Annotated in this window: 17 protein-coding genes; 8 read left to right on the top strand and 9 right to left on the bottom strand. The window is 34.0% G+C overall.

Features of this window, described 5'->3' with window-relative positions:
• Positions 1 to 49: 49 nt before the first annotated feature.
• From ACW5R3_RS02795 to ACW5R3_RS02765, 7 genes are all read right to left on the bottom strand, one after another.
• Positions 50 to 607, bottom strand: coding sequence for a hypothetical protein (locus ACW5R3_RS02795; protein ID WP_456578104.1), 558 nt, complete (start codon positions 605 to 607; stop codon positions 50 to 52).
• 45 nt (positions 608 to 652) lie between these two features.
• Complete coding sequence (locus ACW5R3_RS02790) at positions 653 to 865, bottom strand: PLDc N-terminal domain-containing protein (protein WP_456578103.1); 213 nt, start codon at positions 863 to 865, stop codon at positions 653 to 655.
• A gap of 89 nt (positions 866 to 954) precedes the next feature.
• Entirely contained in the window at positions 955 to 2,727 is a 1,773-nt protein-coding gene (locus ACW5R3_RS02785) for a MutS-related protein (protein ID WP_456578102.1), read from the bottom strand.
• A 13-nt stretch (positions 2,728 to 2,740) separates the two neighbouring features.
• Entirely contained in the window at positions 2,741 to 3,655 is a 915-nt protein-coding gene (locus ACW5R3_RS02780; protein WP_456578101.1) for a M28 family peptidase, read from the bottom strand.
• A 77-nt stretch (positions 3,656 to 3,732) separates the two neighbouring features.
• A complete protein-coding gene (locus ACW5R3_RS02775) occupies positions 3,733 to 4,479 on the bottom strand; it encodes a succinate dehydrogenase/fumarate reductase iron-sulfur subunit (RefSeq protein ID WP_456578100.1) in 747 nt (248 codons plus the stop codon).
• A gap of 11 nt (positions 4,480 to 4,490) precedes the next feature.
• Positions 4,491 to 6,488, bottom strand: coding sequence for a fumarate reductase/succinate dehydrogenase flavoprotein subunit (locus tag ACW5R3_RS02770; protein WP_456578099.1), 1,998 nt, complete (start codon positions 6,486 to 6,488; stop codon positions 4,491 to 4,493).
• A gap of 14 nt (positions 6,489 to 6,502) precedes the next feature.
• Complete coding sequence (locus ACW5R3_RS02765; RefSeq protein WP_456578098.1) at positions 6,503 to 7,180, bottom strand: succinate dehydrogenase cytochrome b subunit; 678 nt, start codon at positions 7,178 to 7,180, stop codon at positions 6,503 to 6,505.
• A gap of 285 nt (positions 7,181 to 7,465) precedes the next feature.
• On the opposite strand from ACW5R3_RS02765, the gene ACW5R3_RS02760 reads away from it, so the two are divergent.
• Positions 7,466 to 8,758 (top strand): aminopeptidase P N-terminal domain-containing protein, encoded by a 1,293-nt coding sequence (locus ACW5R3_RS02760; RefSeq protein WP_456578097.1) that lies wholly within the window; start codon positions 7,466 to 7,468, stop codon positions 8,756 to 8,758.
• 38 nt (positions 8,759 to 8,796) lie between these two features.
• Here ACW5R3_RS02760 and brnQ read toward each other — a convergent pair whose 3' ends face one another.
• Positions 8,797 to 10,083, bottom strand: coding sequence for a branched-chain amino acid transport system II carrier protein (gene brnQ / locus ACW5R3_RS02755; protein WP_456578096.1), 1,287 nt, complete (start codon positions 10,081 to 10,083; stop codon positions 8,797 to 8,799).
• Between the two features lie 82 nt (positions 10,084 to 10,165).
• Between brnQ and ACW5R3_RS02750 the strand changes: the two genes are divergently transcribed.
• Complete coding sequence (locus ACW5R3_RS02750; protein ID WP_456578095.1) at positions 10,166 to 10,939, top strand: alpha/beta fold hydrolase; 774 nt, start codon at positions 10,166 to 10,168, stop codon at positions 10,937 to 10,939.
• Positions 10,940 to 11,001: 62 nt separating this feature from the next.
• Positions 11,002 to 11,280 (top strand): hypothetical protein, encoded by a 279-nt coding sequence (locus ACW5R3_RS02745; RefSeq protein ID WP_456578094.1) that lies wholly within the window; start codon positions 11,002 to 11,004, stop codon positions 11,278 to 11,280.
• Here the strand turns inward: ACW5R3_RS02745 and thiL are convergent.
• Complete coding sequence (gene thiL, locus ACW5R3_RS02740) at positions 11,277 to 12,323, bottom strand: thiamine-phosphate kinase (RefSeq protein WP_456578093.1); 1,047 nt, start codon at positions 12,321 to 12,323, stop codon at positions 11,277 to 11,279. The genes ACW5R3_RS02745 and thiL overlap by 4 nt on opposite strands.
• A gap of 331 nt (positions 12,324 to 12,654) precedes the next feature.
• Here thiL and ACW5R3_RS02735 point away from each other — a divergent pair, with 331 nt between their 5' ends.
• From ACW5R3_RS02735 to sufD, 5 genes are all read left to right on the top strand, one after another.
• Positions 12,655 to 12,984, top strand: coding sequence for a HesB/IscA family protein (locus ACW5R3_RS02735; protein ID WP_456578092.1), 330 nt, complete (start codon positions 12,655 to 12,657; stop codon positions 12,982 to 12,984).
• Positions 12,985 to 13,049: 65 nt separating this feature from the next.
• Complete coding sequence (sufB, locus tag ACW5R3_RS02730) at positions 13,050 to 14,498, top strand: Fe-S cluster assembly protein SufB (protein WP_456578091.1); 1,449 nt, start codon at positions 13,050 to 13,052, stop codon at positions 14,496 to 14,498.
• Between the two features lie 30 nt (positions 14,499 to 14,528).
• The gene (locus tag ACW5R3_RS02725; protein WP_456578090.1) at positions 14,529 to 14,945 is read left to right on the top strand and encodes a hypothetical protein; all 417 of its coding nucleotides are present in this window, start codon (positions 14,529 to 14,531) and stop codon (positions 14,943 to 14,945) included.
• Between the two features lies 1 nt (position 14,946).
• The gene (sufC, locus tag ACW5R3_RS02720) at positions 14,947 to 15,699 is read left to right on the top strand and encodes a Fe-S cluster assembly ATPase SufC (protein WP_456578089.1); all 753 of its coding nucleotides are present in this window, start codon (positions 14,947 to 14,949) and stop codon (positions 15,697 to 15,699) included.
• A 142-nt stretch (positions 15,700 to 15,841) separates the two neighbouring features.
• Positions 15,842 to 17,155: a Fe-S cluster assembly protein SufD gene (sufD, locus tag ACW5R3_RS02715; protein ID WP_456578088.1), complete on the top strand. Its 1,314-nt coding sequence runs from the start codon at positions 15,842 to 15,844 to the stop codon at positions 17,153 to 17,155.
• The last annotated feature ends 115 nt before the right edge of the window (positions 17,156 to 17,270 follow it).

The following is a 17,270-nucleotide window of genomic DNA, read 5'->3' as shown; positions in this document are numbered from 1 at the left end:
ACAGTGAAATTTAAGATACAATTGATATATCCTACCACCAGAAAGAAAATTAATCTTCCTTTATTTTAAAAGTTGTAATTATTTGAAGAACTTCAGGCAAGTAAGTATCAAAATAATCCTGTTTAGATTGGTAGTTTATAATATAATCTTGATTTTGGTAGTTAAATAGAACTTCTAAGGTGTAATAAGTTACATCATTATGCACCTGACTATTTTTAATAAGATAATATTTACCATAAAGCGGATGGTAATCCGAATCATAACTCGGGTTAGGATTGCCATTTTCTTTTAAACTTGATAAGTAAGGCGCTATACTTTCTTCAATATTTTTATTTTTATAGGATTCAATATCATAAGCATTTACATAAACAAACCCTCTACTGTAATTTAATTCTAAGTCCTTTTCTAGGATTGGTGAATGGAGCAAAATATTATCTAACCCATAAAAGGAACACCAACTCTCAGGAATAATTAACTCATATCCCTTCATAATAGATTCAACCTTCGCTTCGTCTAAACATACAAACGACTTCGGTTTTAAATCTACAGAACCACACCCTAATACAAACAATATTAAAATCGTTACTACCCAATTTTTGATTTTCATAAACAACTAAAGCTTGTGTTTAAATTCTAATCTAAAAAATTCAATTTAATAACTACTAACTTTAGGTTTAACTTCTGTAATATATTTTAATATATAAATTATAGATCCCAAAACAGGAACAAAAACAATAAACAAGGTCCAAAGCAGTTTAAATATAGGCTGTTGTTCGTTTTTAAAGACAAACACTAAGCTGGTTATAAATAAAGCAATTATCAGAAGCGTAACAACAACTAAAATAGTTGGGCTAATTATAATCATAAAATAAAAATTTGGTTATGAAACGTTATATATTATCTGCAAGATACAAAAAGCAAACGTATTCAGAACCTGTTAGGTTTTATGGCTATTTATATAATCTCCATTTTCTTTAACAAGAAACTAGCATTCATATTTTGACAAATACCTTTTTTAAATTTATAGTCGAAAAAGAGTTCATCGTTAATAATTTGCGCATCAAAAAAGTAGTTTTTTACGGGTTCCAACTCGGTTTCTATTTCGCACAAACTCAAATCATGTGTAGCAATAATTCCGGTAGCATGAGATGCCACTAATTTTTCAACAAACTTTTTAGACCCAATGGCTTTATCTGTTGAATTGGTACCTTTTAAAATTTCATCAAGAATAATAAAATAAGGCTCCTTCTGAATAGCATCTACAATAAATTTTAAGCGTGTTAATTCGGAAAAGAAGTAACTACTATCATCTGTTAGAGAATCGCTGGTACGCATGCTTGTAATTAATTTTATAGGTTGGTAATTACTAACCTTAGCACAAACAGGCAATCCTACATTAGCCATAACAATATGTAAGGAAACCGTTCTTAAAAAGGTACTTTTACCCGCCATATTAGCACCGGTTACAATAAAGAATTCCTGATTACTGATGGTTAAATTACTAGCTACACGTTTTTTTGCATCTAACAAAGGGTGTCCCAATTCTTCTGCATGAATAGTTGTTTTGGTAGAAACTATAGTCGGAAATACATATTCTGAATGATTAAAAGTGTAATTCCCCAAACTATTATAGGCATCAAAAAAGGACACCACCTCAAACCAATTTGCTACGGTTTCGTGGTATTCGGCAATCCATTTTTCAACTTTATAACTATTCTTTAAATCCGTAAGTAAGAGACCGTTACCAAAAATGGCAGAAATAAGATTATTTCTATTATCCAAAGCATCTAAACATTTGGAAAATTTCGCGAAAATATCAGATGCCTTTTCATGCTCTAATTGTATTTGCGTTTGTTTTTCTTTTAGTAATTCCGATGTAAATGTTTCTTTTTCTATTTGATCTAGAAGCGTAGCATACTGCCTAAAAGTATCTTTAACTTTATCTGTATTAGCTGCCAGGACATTTATTTTTTTCAAGTAAAAACCTGTACACAATAAACCAAACACCAACCATAATAAAGCAAAAATAGGTGCTATAATTTGAAACACAGCTGAAGCCACAATAACTAAGGAAGCAATACTAAAAACCATTGGCAACCAAGTCATAACTTTAGGTAAGAACAATTGGTGACTTTTAAGCCATTCAATAATTTTTACGGCAGGTGTTTCAACCGTTATTAACGTAGCAACACCCGAAAACTGTTGCCGCCATTCAGGTTTACTTGCTAATTCTTTAATAGCAAGCTGACGCTTTTCAACCTGTTCAATATCATTAGCCATTAATGCATCGGCAAGTTTTTTGGTTCCTTCAGCAATAGCTGTTCTATTTATAAATTGAAAGAAAGAGCCTTTTCCAAATAAATCAATATCTAGACTATAAAAATGTGTTGGGTTTTGATAATCTAAACCATCTAAACGCTGATGAAAATCGCCTGAAGCAATAGCTAATTCATCGGCATTAATTTTAGACAATGCCTTGTGAAGATTCCTAAGGTATTTTATATCTGTATATTTTGATACTGTAAATATGAAACCTATAATACCTAAAACACCAACACCAACTGCTAATTTCCAATTATTAATAGTTTGGTACACGCCTAAAGCAGCAGCTATAAATATAGCTAATCGTAACATGCTAAATTGAAACAAGGTTTTATTGTACTTTTTTACAGCATTTTTATGAACCGCCAATTGATTGGTGTAAAATAACGTGGATTGTTCTGTCATTATGTGAAAAACTCTAAAATTTAAGCGTATCTAATTCTTTAAAGAAGCCTATAATATTTTCTACAGCATAGGCATAAAATTCTGGGTGTATATTTTCGTATGTATCTGTAGGCTTGTGGTAGTCTTGATGGTCTTCTACTCCAAAATATAAAAAAGGAATATTCTTCATGAAAAAAGGAGCATGATCGGAAGAATAAGTCCAGTTTTGTTTATTATCTGTACCATCATGTCCTGAAATAATGCGTATATCATCGGTTGGTTCTAATTTTCCATATACGTGCTGAAAATGTTTATGACTCTTTACACCCGCTACATATAGCTCCTTAGAAACATTTCTGGAAATCATATCCATATTAATATTAAATATAACTGATTTTAAAGGCACAATAGAATTATTAACAAAATATCTAGATCCTTGTAAACCTAACTCTTCAGCATCAAAGAAAGCTAAAATAACAGAGTAATTAGGTTGATTGTTTTGAAACCATTCGGCAAAAGCAAATAAGGCACTAACCCCAGAAGCATCATCATCAGCACCATTATATATTTGGCCATTTTTAATACCCTCGTGGTCATAATGTGCACTTATTACAATATATTTTTCTGGTTCAGTTTTACCCTTTATATAGCCAAGAATGTTAGTTCCTTTATAGGTTTTATTGGGGGTTTCAAATGAGAAATGCTGTTCAAAATTTAGAACAAGCGCTGCTACATCTAAAACTTGTAGTTGGTTTACAATATAATTCCTAGCTTTCTCAGCACCACGTGTATCGGTACGTCGGCCTTCATACGAATCGGATGCTAGTTCTTTTACATGCGCTAATAAGTTATCTGAATTGAAACTGAATTTGGTATCTGATTGACCGAAAAACAGATTCGACAAGAATAAGAAAGAAACCAATAAGGTACGTGTAGCTGTATTCTTCATTTTTATAAATATAATATAAAGAAACAAAAAAATCCCAAGCTTACACTTGGGATAGTTATAGTTTATTTTAAAAATAATTAACCTTTAAAACTCGCTTTTAAATATTCGCGGTTCATACGGGCAATATTTTCTAATGAAATACCTTTTGGACATTCAACCTCACAGGCACCAGTATTGGTACAATTACCAAAACCTTCTTCGTCCATTTGCTTAACCATATTTAAAACACGATCAGTTGCTTCTACTTTACCTTGAGGTAAAAGTGCAAATTGTGATACTTTAGCACCAACAAATAACATTGCTGATGAGTTTTTACAACTCGCTACACAAGCACCACAACCAATACAAGTTGCTGCACTAAAGGCATCATCTGCATCATGTTTATTTACTGGTATTGCATTAGCATCAATAGTGTTTCCTGAGGTATTAACAGAGATAAATCCACCAGCATGCTGGATACGATCAAAAGCTCCTCTATCAACTATTAAATCTTTTACAACAGGGAATGCAGCTGCTCTAAATGGTTCGATAAAGATCGTATCACCATCTTTAAACATACGCATGTGTAACTGACATGTAGTAACACCACGATCTGGTCCGTGAGCTTCTCCGTTAATATATAAAGAACACATACCGCAAATTCCTTCACGACAATCGTGATCGAAAGCTACCGGCTCTTCATTTTTACTAACTAAATCCTCGTTTAATACGTCTAACATTTCTAGGAAAGACATATCTGGAGAAATATCACTTACGGGATACTCAACCAATTTTCCTTTATCGTTAGCGTTTTTTTGACGCCATATTTTTAACGTTAAATTCATAGCTTTCCTTATTATTTATAACTTCTTTCTTTCACTTCAATATTTTCGTAAACCAAATCTTCTTTATGCAATACAGCATCTTTTGGTTCACCTTTATACTCCCAAGCTGCTACGTATTGGAATTCTTTTCTACGTTGTGCTTCACCTTCACCTGTTTGATACTCTTCTCTAAAGTGACCACCAGCAGACTCTTCACGTAGTAAAGCATCTTTAGCAAATAATTCACCTAGTTCTAAGTAATCAGCTACACGTAATGCTTTAGCTAACTCTTCGTTATATTCATCATTAGTACCAGGAACGCGAACATCTTTCCAAAACTCCTTACGAAGTTCTGCTATTTCAGTAATTGCGGATTTTAAATCGGCTTCGTTACGAGCCATACCACACTTGTTCCACATAATTTTCCCTAAACGCTTATGGAAATGATCAACAGAATGTGTTCCGTTGTTGTTTATTAAGTGTTCAATATTATCACGAACATTCTTTTCTGCTTCATCAAAGGCTGCAGAATCGGTAGGTATTGCACCTGTTCTAATATCATGAGATAAATAATCCCCTATTGTATACGGTAATACAAAATAACCATCAGCTAATCCTTGCATTAATGCAGAAGCACCAAGTCTGTTAGCACCATGATCAGAGAAGTTAGCTTCTCCAATAGCATATAATCCAGGAACTGTAGTTTGTAGGTTATAATCTACCCAAATACCTCCCATAGTATAATGTACTGCTGGGTAAATCATCATAGGTGTTTCGTATGGATTCTGATCTACAATTTTCTCATACATCTGGAATAAGTTACCATACTTATTTTTCACAACTTCTTGCCCTAATTTTCTAACTAGTGCTTCGTCGCTTTCATTTAAACCTTTTACGTGAGCTTGCTCTTTACCATAACGCATAAATGCAGAAGCGAAATCTAAGTAAACTGCTTCACCAGTAGCATTAACACCATAACCGGCATCACAACGCTCTTTAGCTGCACGCGATGCAACATCACGAGGTACTAAGTTACCAAAAGCAGGGTAACGACGCTCTAAGTAATAATCACGATCTTCTTCAGCTAAATCAACAGGCTTTAATTTTCCTGCGCGAATAGCTTCAACGTCTTTTTTATGTTTTGGAACCCAAATACGTCCATCATTACGCAATGACTCTGACATTAGGGTTAATTTTGATTGATGATCACCTGATACAGGAATACATGTCGGGTGAATTTGTGTATAACACGGATTAGCAAAGTAAGCTCCACGTTTGTGAGCCTTCCATGCTGCTGTTACGTTACTACCCATAGCATTTGTAGATAGGAAAAATACGTTTCCGTATCCACCTGTTCCAAGAACTACAGCATGTGCAGAATGACGTTCTATTTCACCTGTAACCAAGTTACGAGCAATAATACCACGTGCTTTTCCATCAACAATAACGACGTCTAGCATTTCATGGCGACTATACATTTTAACTTTACCACGACCTATTTGGCGGTTTAATGCCGAATAAGCACCTAATAATAGTTGCTGTCCTGTTTGTCCTGCTGCATAAAATGTTCTAGAAACTAATACCCCTCCAAAAGAACGGTTATCTAATAATCCACCATATTCACGAGCAAAAGGAACACCTTGCGCTACACATTGGTCAATAATATTAGCAGAAACCTCAGCTAAACGATAAACGTTAGCTTCACGAGAACGGTAATCACCACCTTTTACAGTATCATAAAATAAACGGTAAGTTGAATCACCATCACCTTGATAATTTTTAGCAGCGTTAATCCCCCCTTGAGCCGCAATAGAGTGCGCACGACGGGCAGAATCTTGAAAACAAAATGCTTTTACATTATAACCTAATTCTGCTAACGTTGCTGCTGCAGAACCACCAGCTAAACCTGTACCAACAACAATAACGTCTATTAAACGCTTATTGGCAGGGTTAACCAAGTTAATTGAATTTTTATGGTTAGTCCACTTATCTTTAAGTGGGCCTTTTGGTATTTTTGAATCTAAAGCCATATTAGATATGTTTTTTAGTGATTAAGAAAATGGAAAACAGCAATAAATATAAATCCTAATGGAATTATAATAGCATATGCTTTACCAAAACCTTGTAATCCTTTTGTATATTTATTGTTTGCGCCAACCGATTGAAAAGCCGACATAAAACCGTGCAGTAAGTGTAAAGCTAGAAACACGAAAGCTAAACAATAGGCAGCCACGCGTAATGGGTTTACAAATTTGTGCACCAGTTCTTCATAATATCTAAACCCTTCGCCATCGGCTAAAAGCCCAGACATATCCCCTTGGATATATTTGGTGTTTATTTCTGGAAACCAGAAATCGATAAAGTGAAGCACAATAAATGCTAAAATAGCAGCTCCACTCCAAATCATATTTCTACTCATCCATGATGAATTGGCGTTACCATTATTTTTTGCATAACTAATTTTTCTAGCATTACGGTTTCTAATTTCTAATACAAATCCCATAACAAAATGGAAAATTACACCAAAAATTAACACCGGTTGCATAACATACTGTATTAACCAATTCGTACCCATGAAGTGTGAAACCTCATTAAAAGTATCTGGGTTTATTACAGATAACATGTTAATAACAAAATGCTGTAGTAAAAAAATCATTAGGAAGAGTGCTGAAAGTGCCATAGCAAATTTTCTTCCAATCGAAGAATTCAATATTCCGCTCATTGTTGAAGTTTAATATTTATTCTCGCAAATATACACTTCCAATCAGTTTTAGGCAAAACCAAAACCGTATTATTATATATTTAGAATGAATTTAAACAGAATTACATATTTATTTTACATCTGAAATTTAAAAATCACCACTAACGTAAAAAGTAAATATTTCCACATGAACCATTTACAACCACAAAACCTAAAATAGGTCTTGTTAAAATTTCCCAAAAGTAAGCTGATATTTTCTTTAAGGCTTACGAAATATGTAATTTTGAAGAAATTAATACTATTATTATGAAATACCACGCTATAAACAACCAGTTATTTATTAAAAACCGTAAAAACTTCATGGCTAACATGAAGCCAAACAGTTTGGCTGTTTTTAATTCTAATGACGTTTATCCTATAGGTGCCGACAGCACCATACCGTTCCAACAAGATCGAAACATTTTTTTCCTAAGTGGTGTTGATCAAGAAGAAAGTATCCTAGTTCTTTTTCCAGACTGTCCAAACCCAAAACATCGTGAAATTCTTTTCTTAACAGAAACTAATGACCACATAGCTGTTTGGGAAGGTGAAAAGCTGACTAAAGAAAAAGCTTTTAAAACCGCTGGAATAAAAACTGTTTATTGGCTACAAGATTTTGATAGAGTCTTTAAAGAAATCATGTCGCAATGCGAAACAGTATACATTAATACTAACGAACACTACCGCGCTAGCTCGGCAACACAAACACGTGAAGACCGTTTTAACTTAAAACTTAGAGAGCAATTTCCGGCACATAGCGTTGCTAAAAGCAATCCTATTTTACAACGATTACGTTCTGTAAAAGACCCTTTAGAATTAGACATCATGCAGCAAGCCTGCAACATCACCGAAAAAGGTTTTAAACGAATTTTGAATTTCGTAGAACCTGGTGTTATGGAATATGAAATTGAAGCAGAATTCATGCATGAATTTCTAAGAAACCGTTCAAAAGGTTTTGCCTACACACCTATTGTTGCTTCTGGTAACAATGCCAATGTTTTACATTATATTGAAAACAACCAAGAATGTAAAGCTGGAGATTTAATCCTTTTAGATGTTGGTGCTGAGTACGCAAACTACTCTAGTGATATGACGCGAACTATTCCGGTTTCTGGAAAGTTTACAAAACGTCAGAAAGAAGTTTACAACGCAGTAAATCACGTGAAAAAAGAGGCTGAAAAAATGCTTGTTCCTGGAACTATCTGGGCAGACTACCACGTAGAAGTTGGAAAATTAATGACCTCTGAACTATTAAAACTTGGCTTATTAGATAAAGCTGACGTTCAAAATGAAAACCCTGATTGGCCAGCATATAAAAAATACTTCATGCATGGAACGTCTCACCACATAGGCTTAGACACACATGATTATGGTTTATTACACGAACCAATGACGGCTAATATGGTATTTACTGTAGAGCCTGGAATTTACATTCCAAATGAAGGCTTTGGTATCCGTTTAGAAGACGATTTGGTTATTCAAGAAACAGGGGCACCTCACAATTTAATGCGCAACATACCTATTGAAGCGGATGAAATAGAAGACCTGATGAACGCTTAATACATTCAGAAAATAAAATCACAGAAAGCCTTGAGAATTTAATTTTTCAAGGCTTTTTTAGTTAATAAATTAACCAAAATAGTTGTTATTACAGCAGGAATCACCCACCCTAAACTTACAGACGACAACGGAATATATTGCGTGATTGACGTTAAATAATCTTCCGAAACCATAAATTTTAAAAAATCAGGAACACTAAAGATAAATGTCACTAACACCACCCATCTAAAAACCAAAACAGAACTCATTTTCTCTGGCAGTGCATGTAAAACAATTAGAACTATAGTTAATGGGTATATAAACATTAATACCGGCAAAGCCACAGTTATTATAAAATCGACATTATTTCCACCAATAAAAAGACCAATAGCAGATCCTATAGCAGCCGTAATTATGTACGCTTTTTTAGAACCATGAAACAAACTACTAACATAATCGGATGCTCCCGTTATAATCCCAACAGCCGTGGTAAAACAGGCTAGAGCCACAAGTACACTTAAAAATACCGACCCCACAGAACCTAAAGTTAGCACACTCAAATCTGTTAAAACCTCTGTTCGTGAAGCATCAGTTGAAAAATTAGAACGTAACAAATATCCACTTGCTATTAGACCTCCATATATTACAAGCAAACCAAAGCCTGCTATAATTCCAGCTTGTGTAATAAGTTTCTTTGTTTCTGAATAATCTTTAACACCCTGATTATGTAAAGACACAATAATAACAGCACCAACTATAACACCTGCAATAGCATCAAATGTTTGATAACCTTCAAGGGCACCCGTGGTTATTAAAGAAAACGGAGAATACGAATCTGTTACACTCCCCTGATAATCGCCTAAATAAACACCGACACAAATTATAACTAAAAGCAACAACACCATTAAAGGTGTTAAATACTTACCAATTAAATCTAATAACTTAGAACGATTTATTACAAAAATGAAAACAAGTACAAAATAAATACAACTCGTTAAAAAAGCTGAAGAATTAAAAAAGGGAGCTACTGCTATTTCATGAGTTACAGAAGCTGTACGTGATGCTGGCAAGGCAATGGCAATAACATACATTAATATACAATAAACCGAACTAAATAAAGGCGACACTTTCTTCCCAAAATCATACATAGTCCCTTGAAGTTTGGCATGCGCATAAATACCCAAAATAGGCACCAAAATAGCTGTCAAGAAAAAACCAAAAGCTACCACATACCAACCATTTGCTGTTTGAGCACCTAGATAAGGCGGCAGAATTAAGTTTCCTGCTCCAAAAAATAAAGAAAACATAGCGAAGGCTACAACTAAAGTTTGTTTGGTTATTTGCATATTCTTCTAATTAAAAAAACAACGCCATATAAAATTATGTAGCATTGAAAACTCCCGTATCTTTGTCCAAGATACTTTAAAAATGATATTAGATTATAACGGTTCCTCTGTTTTTTATACCGACCAAGGACAAGGCACTCCTATTGTGTTACTTCATGGTTTCTTAGAAAACAGCAACATGTGGAAAAATATAACCCCATTACTTTCGGAGACACATCGCGTAATAAGCATCGATTTATTAGGACATGGCAATTCGGAGTGCTTGGGTTACATTCACAACATGGAACTCATGGCAAATGTAGTCCATAAGGTTTTGCATACATTACAAATTTCTAAAAGTATTTTCATCGGTCATTCCATGGGTGGATATGTTGCTTTGGCTTTTGCTGAAAAATACCCCTCTCAAGTTTTAAAACTATGCTTAGCAAACTCAACTTCTAAAGCAGATAGTCCAGAAAGAAAACAAAATAGAGACCGCGCTATTCAAGCTGTCAAAAAAAATCATGAGATTTTTGTAAGACTAGCAGTCACCAATTTATTTACCATAAAAAATCAGGCAGTTTTAAAAGATGAAATTCTACAGGTTAGAAAAGAAGCTTTAAAAACTCCTTTACAAGGTATTATTGCTACGCTTGAAGGCATGAAGGTCAGACCTGATCGTACCCTTGTTTTAAAAAATGCCTCTTTCCCAAAACTATTCTTAATAGGACAGAAAGACGCCGTAATGCCTTACAAAAAACTCGTTTCAGAAGCAGAAGAAACTCATTCTGAATTTTCCCTTTTACCAGATGGGCACATGAGTCATATTGAAAATGAAGCTATTTTCCTACAAGAAATAATGCATTTCATCGAATAATTAGTGTTTTAATCGGCTTTATTGATTTTTTTGATAGATTTAACCTACCCAATATCTAAATCATGAAATCAACCAACACTAAACCTGCTCGCATACCGGGACTCTATTGTAGTCTTTTTGGTCACAACTTTCGGGTATCAAGAAACGTTACGCTTCACGTTAAGGAATACGAATGTAAAACCTGCAAAAAACAAGCAACCACAAATGGAAATGGCGGCATATCGGAGCTTACACCAAAATACCGCGAAATTAATAGCATATTGGAACGCATTCACAACAATCGTATCATGCGTTTAAACACTAAAGAATACACAAAAGAAACATGGCGAATTTTAACTTAATCGTTAAAACTCTTCCAGCCTTGTGCTTTTAATGGAATTTTTGTTTCTGCACGAGTTACCAAATGCATACCTGCACTTTCTTCACGCATGAAACCTATAACACTGAAATTAGGATTAGCCTGAATTTTAGGAAAATCGGCTTGTGAAATAGTGAACAACAACTCATAATCTTCACCCCCATTTAAAGCAACTGTGGTACTATCTATATCAAACTCTTCACAAGTAGATATAACTTGAGGGTCTAATGGTATTTTGTCTTCATATAAATCACAACCTACCTGACTATTCTTACACAAGTGAATAACCTCAGACGATAGACCATCACTAATATCAATCATAGCAGTTGGCTTAACTTCTAGCTCTTTCAATAAACTAACAATATCTTTTCTAGCCTCTGGCTTTAACTGTCTTTCTACAATGTAAGTATACGGATCTAAATCTGGTTGACTATTAGGGTTAACTTTGAAAACGGCTTTTTCACGTTCTAACACTTGTAGCCCCATATAAGCACCACCTAAATCACCCGAAACAACTAATAAGTCGTTTGGTTTTGCACCTGTTCTGTATACAGCTTGGTCTTTCTCAACTTCTCCAAGAGCTGTTACCGAAATCAGTAAACCAGAAGTAGACGATGTTGTATCTCCACCTACTACATCAATATCATAAATGCCAGCAGCTGTATGTATACCAGCATATAATTCTTCTAAGGCTTCCAAAGGAAATCTATTAGAAACCGCTATTGAAACCGTTATTTGTGTAGCCATAGCATTCATAGCATACACATCCGATAAATTTACCATTACAGCCTTATAACCTAAGTGTTTTAAAGGCATATAGCTCAAATCAAAATGCACACCTTCCACTAATAAATCGGTTGTAACTACTACCTCTTTAGTGTCGAAATCTAAAACAGCCGCATCATCACCAATACCTTTTACTGTTGATTTTTGCGTAATTTTAAATTGTGATGTTAAGTGATCAATTAATGCAAATTCACCTAAACTATCAAGTTGTGTCCGTTGTTGATTTTTATCTTCTATCATAGTGCAAAAATAAGAAGCTTCCTTCTATTTTTAAGTATGTAAATCTATTAAATTCTAATTAATTACTAGATATGATAACGTAGCATAATATTAGAGCGTATAACAAGTAATTCTTAACAAATCAAAAACAGGAGCAAAACCTAATGAACAAACATAAGATAGTCTTATAAAAAAGACATCACAAAAGCCTGTTAACGCAAGCATACAAGCCCCTTTAAGCAGCATAGCTTTTCTCTATACATCTATCTATTAATATCATGTAAGGTTATATGGTAATCCATGACTTATATTGTATATTTGCAACCTATTTAGAGTAAAGCTAATTAAGCATATGATAAAAGTATCTGAAACAGCAAAAAAGAAAGTCGTTGAGTTAATGACAGAGGACGGCTACAATGTTGCTACCGACTATGTTCGTGTTGGCGTTAAAAGTGGCGGTTGCTCTGGCTTATCATACGACTTAAAGTTTGATAAAGACCAAGAAGAGGATGATAAAGTTTTTGAAGATAATGGTGTAAAAATCATCATCGACAAAAAAAGCTTTTTATACTTAATTGGAACCACATTAGAATATTCTGGTGGTCTAAACGGAACAGGCTTTGTTTTTAATAATCCAAATGCCAATAGAACTTGTGGATGCGGTGAAAGTTTTTCATTGTAAAACATTAAAATTTTGAATACACTTCTAAGGATAAACACCTTAGATTAAAATTATAAACTCGGAATATGAGTAAATATACAGAAGACGATTTAAGAGAAGAATTAAAAACCAAAGAGTATGAATACGGTTTCTATACAGATATAGAATCTGATACATTCCCTAATGGTTTAAATGAAGATATTGTTCGCGCTATTTCCAAACGCAAAGAAGAACCGGAATGGATGACGGAGTGGCGATTACAAGCATTTCGTGTGTGGCAAGAAATGGAAGAACCAGAATGGGCTAATGTAAATTACAAGAAGCCTGATTTTCAAGCTATCTCTTACTATTCGGCACCAAACAGCAAGCCTAAATATGATAGTTTAGACGAAGTTGACCCAGAATTATTAGATACTTTTAAAAAATTAGGTATCTCTATTGATGAGCAAAAGAAATTAGCTGGTGTAGCCATGGATGTTGTTGTCGATTCTGTATCGGTAGCAACAACATTTAAGAAAACATTAGGTGAAAAAGGTATTATTTTCATGAGTATTTCTGAGGCTATCAAAGAGCACCCAGAATTAGTTAGAAAACATTTAGGTACTGTTGTTCCTCAAAAAGACAATTTTTACGCTGCATTAAACTCAGCTGTATTTAGTGATGGTTCTTTTTGTTATATCCCTAAAGGTGTACGTTGTCCAATGGAATTATCAACGTATTTTAGAATTAACCAAGCAGGAACAGGACAGTTCGAAAGAACGCTTGTTATTGCAGACGAAGGCAGCTACGTAAGTTACCTAGAAGGCTGTACAGCTCCTAGTCGTGATGAAAACCAATTACACGCCGCTGTGGTAGAATTAATTGCCATGGATGATGCCGAAATAAAATATTCTACAGTTCAAAACTGGTACCCAGGAAATGCTGAAGGAAAAGGTGGTGTTTTTAACTTTGTTACTAAACGAGGTTTATGTGAGAAAAACGCAAAAATATCATGGACTCAAGTAGAAACAGGATCGGCAGTAACTTGGAAATATCCTAGTTGTGTATTAAAAGGAGATAATTCGGTAGGTGAGTTTTATTCAATTGCCGTAACCAATAATTTCCAGCAAGCAGATACAGGTACCAAAATGATTCATTTAGGTAAAAACACAAAATCGACTATTATATCGAAAGGTATTTCTGCAGGAAAATCGCAAAACTCATACCGTGGATTGGTACAAATAAGTCCGCGTGCAACAAATGCTCGTAATTTTTCTCAGTGCGATAGTTTACTGATGGGTAACGAGTGTGGTGCGCATACCTTCCCTTACATTGAAGCGAATAACAAAACAGCCATTATAGAACACGAAGCTACAACGAGTAAAATTGGTGAAGACCAAATATTCTATTGTAACCAACGTGGTATCGATACTGAAAAAGCTATCGCACTTATTGTAAATGGCTTTAGTAAAGAAGTTTTAAACAAACTACCTATGGAGTTTGCTGTGGAAGCTCAAAAACTATTAGAAATTAGTTTAGAAGGTTCTGTAGGATAAAATTATAAATTCATTTTAAGCATCATTTTTATGAAAAAACTAGCCATCCTTTTAATTTTAGCTCTTGTATTTACAGCTTGTAAAAACGATTCTAAAACAGAAGAAACAATTACCAAATCGGAAACGGTAGATATCAACAGCTCAAATACCGATAAACTAACCCTATTAAAAGGGGAATTTGTTTATTATGCAGATGCTGCTGTTTTACAAACCAATCGAGAAGTTTATGGCGTTGTAATAGATGATAAAATGCAGGAGCTTAGTAAGATGTCAGAACCTTACAAAAAAGAAGCTACCGACTATACCACTGTTACCGTTAGAGGTAAAGTAATCCCAAAACCAGAAAACGAAGAAGGCTGGCCTTTTCGTATTGAAATAAAAGAAATTGTAAGTGTTTCAGCATCAAATCCTGAAACCAATAATGTAGTAAAATTGGAATCCAAATAACATGTTAAAAATAAATAATTTACACGCAAGTGTTGAGGACAAAGCCATTTTAAGAGGCATAAACTTAGAAGTTAAACCAGGTGAAGTACACGCTATAATGGGGCCTAATGGCTCAGGAAAAAGCACACTAGCTTCTGTAATTGCAGGAAAAGAAGAGTACGAAGTAACCGATGGTTCTATCTTATTAGAAGAAGAAAACATTGATGAATTAGCTGCTGAAGAACGCGCTCATAAAGGAGTATTCTTATCGTTTCAATACCCAGTAGAAATTCCAGGTGTTTCTGTTACAAATTTCATTAAAACAGCTATTAATGAAACACGTAAATCTAAAGGTCTTGAAGACATGCCAGCTAAAGACATGTTAAAACTAATTCGTGAAAAAGCAGAAATGTTAGAAATAGACAGAAAATTCTTGTCTCGTTCATTAAACGAAGGGTTTTCTGGTGGTGAGAAAAAACGTAATGAAATATTTCAAATGGCTATGTTGGAGCCAAAATTAGCTATTCTTGATGAAACTGATTCTGGTTTAGATATTGATGCTTTACGTATTGTTGCTAACGGTGTAAACAAACTAAAAAGTAAAGACAACGCTGTTATTGTTATTACACACTACCAACGTTTATTAGATTATATCGTTCCTGATTTTGTACACGTATTATATAACGGACGTATAGTTAAGTCTGGAACTAAGGAGTTAGCTCATGAGCTTGAAGAAAAAGGCTATGACTGGATTAAAGAAGAGGTAGACGCCTAAAACTTTCTACTTGGTTTGCTCAGGGAATAGGCATTCAGTTGACCACCATAAAACCAAGCCTTTAAAATTATAAAATAGCACACAGTTGGCTGTTAGTTTTTAATAAATAGAAAACACAACAGAAAACTGAAAATTGAATTACATGGAATTAAAAGATAAATTAGTATCCTCATTTATGGCTTTCGAAGATCGAATTGATATCGATTCGCCAGTGCATGATATTAGAAGCGAAGCAATAAAAGTTTTTGAGTCTAACGGATTTCCTACCAAAAAAGATGAATCTTGGAAATACACCTCTTTAAAAGGTGCTTTAAAACACGACTATAGCTTATTCCCAAAACAGGAAAAAGCCTTAGAATATCAAGATGTAAAAAAATATTTCATTCACGATATTGATACTTATAAAATTGTTTTTGTGGATGGTAAATACTCATCTTATTTATCAGAAACAACACATGAAGGTATTGATGTTTGCCTGATGTCATCGGCATTAAACAAACCAAAGTACCGCTTAATTATAGAAAACTATTTTAATAAAATAGCGAGTAAAGATAGTGTTACTTCGTTAAACACTGCATTTGCTCAAGAAGGTGCTTATATTCATATTCCAAAAAACAAGTTGGTAGCAAAACCAATTCAAATTATCCATTTTGCAACCGGAAATGAAGCTGCATTAATGTTACAACCTCGTAATTTAATTGTAGTAGACGAGAATTCTCATGTACAAATTATAGAACGTCATCAAAGTTTAACCGACAACCCGGTACTAACCAATAGTGTTACTGAAATTTATTCTAACAAGCGCGCTATTGTTGACTATTATAAGATTCAAAATGATAACGAAAACGCCTCTTTAATTGATAATACCTTTATCAATCAAAAACAGGAAAGTTTTAGTTCGGTACATACATTTTCATTCGGAGGTAAATTAACACGTAATAACTTAAATTACTTTCAAAATGGCGAGCGCATAGACTCTACCCTTAAAGGTGTTACCATTATAGGCAATAAACAACATGTAGATCATAATACATTAGTTCACCATATTGAGCCTAACTGCGAAAGCCACCAAGATTACAAAGGTATTTTTGGAGATAATGCTACTGGAGTTTTTAACGGTAAAGTATTAGTTAATAAAGAGGCACAAAAAACAAATGCCTTTCAAGCCAATAACAACATTTTGGTTAGTGATAAAGCTAGTATCAACACAAAACCACAATTAGAAATTTTTGCAGACGACGTTAAATGTTCTCACGGTTGTACTATTGGTCAACTAGACGAGAGCGCTATGTTTTATATGCGTTCTAGAGGTATCCCTGAAAAAGAAGCAAAAGCATTACTTATGTTTGCTTTTAGTAACAACGTATTAAGTTCAGTAAAAATTCCTGAAATAAAACAACGAATCACCAAAATTATAGCCAATAAATTAGGTGTAAATATTGGTTTTGATTTGTAGTAAAAACATAAAAAGGAGTCTTATTTAATTAGGACTCCTTATATTTATTAGGAGCTATTTCCCGCTATCCGCTATATCTTTTTGCTTTCTATTAAAAGCAAAAAGGATGACACTC

It is taken from the genome of Algorimicrobium bowmanii, assembly GCF_054031195.1.
The sequence above is the reverse complement of the archived record's forward strand: the minus strand, read 5'-3'. Positions and strand labels throughout refer to the sequence as shown.

Excerpts from the sequence above, each read along its gene's own strand:
- ACW5R3_RS02760 (WP_456578097.1), top strand. The coding sequence starts at position 7,466 with ATGAAATACCACGCTATAAACAACCAGTTATTTATTAAAAACCGTAAA.
- ACW5R3_RS02780 (WP_456578101.1), bottom strand. The coding sequence starts at position 3,655 with ATGAAGAATACAGCTACACGTACCTTATTGGTTTCTTTCTTATTCTTG.
- ACW5R3_RS02770 (WP_456578099.1), bottom strand. The coding sequence starts at position 6,488 with ATGGCTTTAGATTCAAAAATACCAAAAGGCCCACTTAAAGATAAGTGG.
- sufB (WP_456578091.1), top strand. The coding sequence starts at position 13,050 with ATGAGTAAATATACAGAAGACGATTTAAGAGAAGAATTAAAAACCAAA.
- ACW5R3_RS02725 (WP_456578090.1), top strand. The coding sequence starts at position 14,529 with ATGAAAAAACTAGCCATCCTTTTAATTTTAGCTCTTGTATTTACAGCT.
- sufC (WP_456578089.1), top strand. The coding sequence starts at position 14,947 with ATGTTAAAAATAAATAATTTACACGCAAGTGTTGAGGACAAAGCCATT.
- sufD (WP_456578088.1), top strand. The coding sequence starts at position 15,842 with ATGGAATTAAAAGATAAATTAGTATCCTCATTTATGGCTTTCGAAGAT.
- ACW5R3_RS02745 (WP_456578094.1), top strand. The coding sequence starts at position 11,002 with ATGAAATCAACCAACACTAAACCTGCTCGCATACCGGGACTCTATTGT.
- ACW5R3_RS02785 (WP_456578102.1), bottom strand. The coding sequence starts at position 2,727 with ATGACAGAACAATCCACGTTATTTTACACCAATCAATTGGCGGTTCAT.
- brnQ (WP_456578096.1), bottom strand. The coding sequence starts at position 10,083 with ATGCAAATAACCAAACAAACTTTAGTTGTAGCCTTCGCTATGTTTTCT.
- ACW5R3_RS02795 (WP_456578104.1), bottom strand. The coding sequence starts at position 607 with ATGAAAATCAAAAATTGGGTAGTAACGATTTTAATATTGTTTGTATTA.
- ACW5R3_RS02735 (WP_456578092.1), top strand. The coding sequence starts at position 12,655 with ATGATAAAAGTATCTGAAACAGCAAAAAAGAAAGTCGTTGAGTTAATG.
- ACW5R3_RS02765 (WP_456578098.1), bottom strand. The coding sequence starts at position 7,180 with ATGAGCGGAATATTGAATTCTTCGATTGGAAGAAAATTTGCTATGGCA.
- thiL (WP_456578093.1), bottom strand. The coding sequence starts at position 12,323 with ATGATAGAAGATAAAAATCAACAACGGACACAACTTGATAGTTTAGGT.
- ACW5R3_RS02750 (WP_456578095.1), top strand. The coding sequence starts at position 10,166 with ATGATATTAGATTATAACGGTTCCTCTGTTTTTTATACCGACCAAGGA.
- ACW5R3_RS02775 (WP_456578100.1), bottom strand. The coding sequence starts at position 4,479 with ATGAATTTAACGTTAAAAATATGGCGTCAAAAAAACGCTAACGATAAA.
- ACW5R3_RS02790 (WP_456578103.1), bottom strand. The coding sequence starts at position 865 with ATGATTATAATTAGCCCAACTATTTTAGTTGTTGTTACGCTTCTGATA.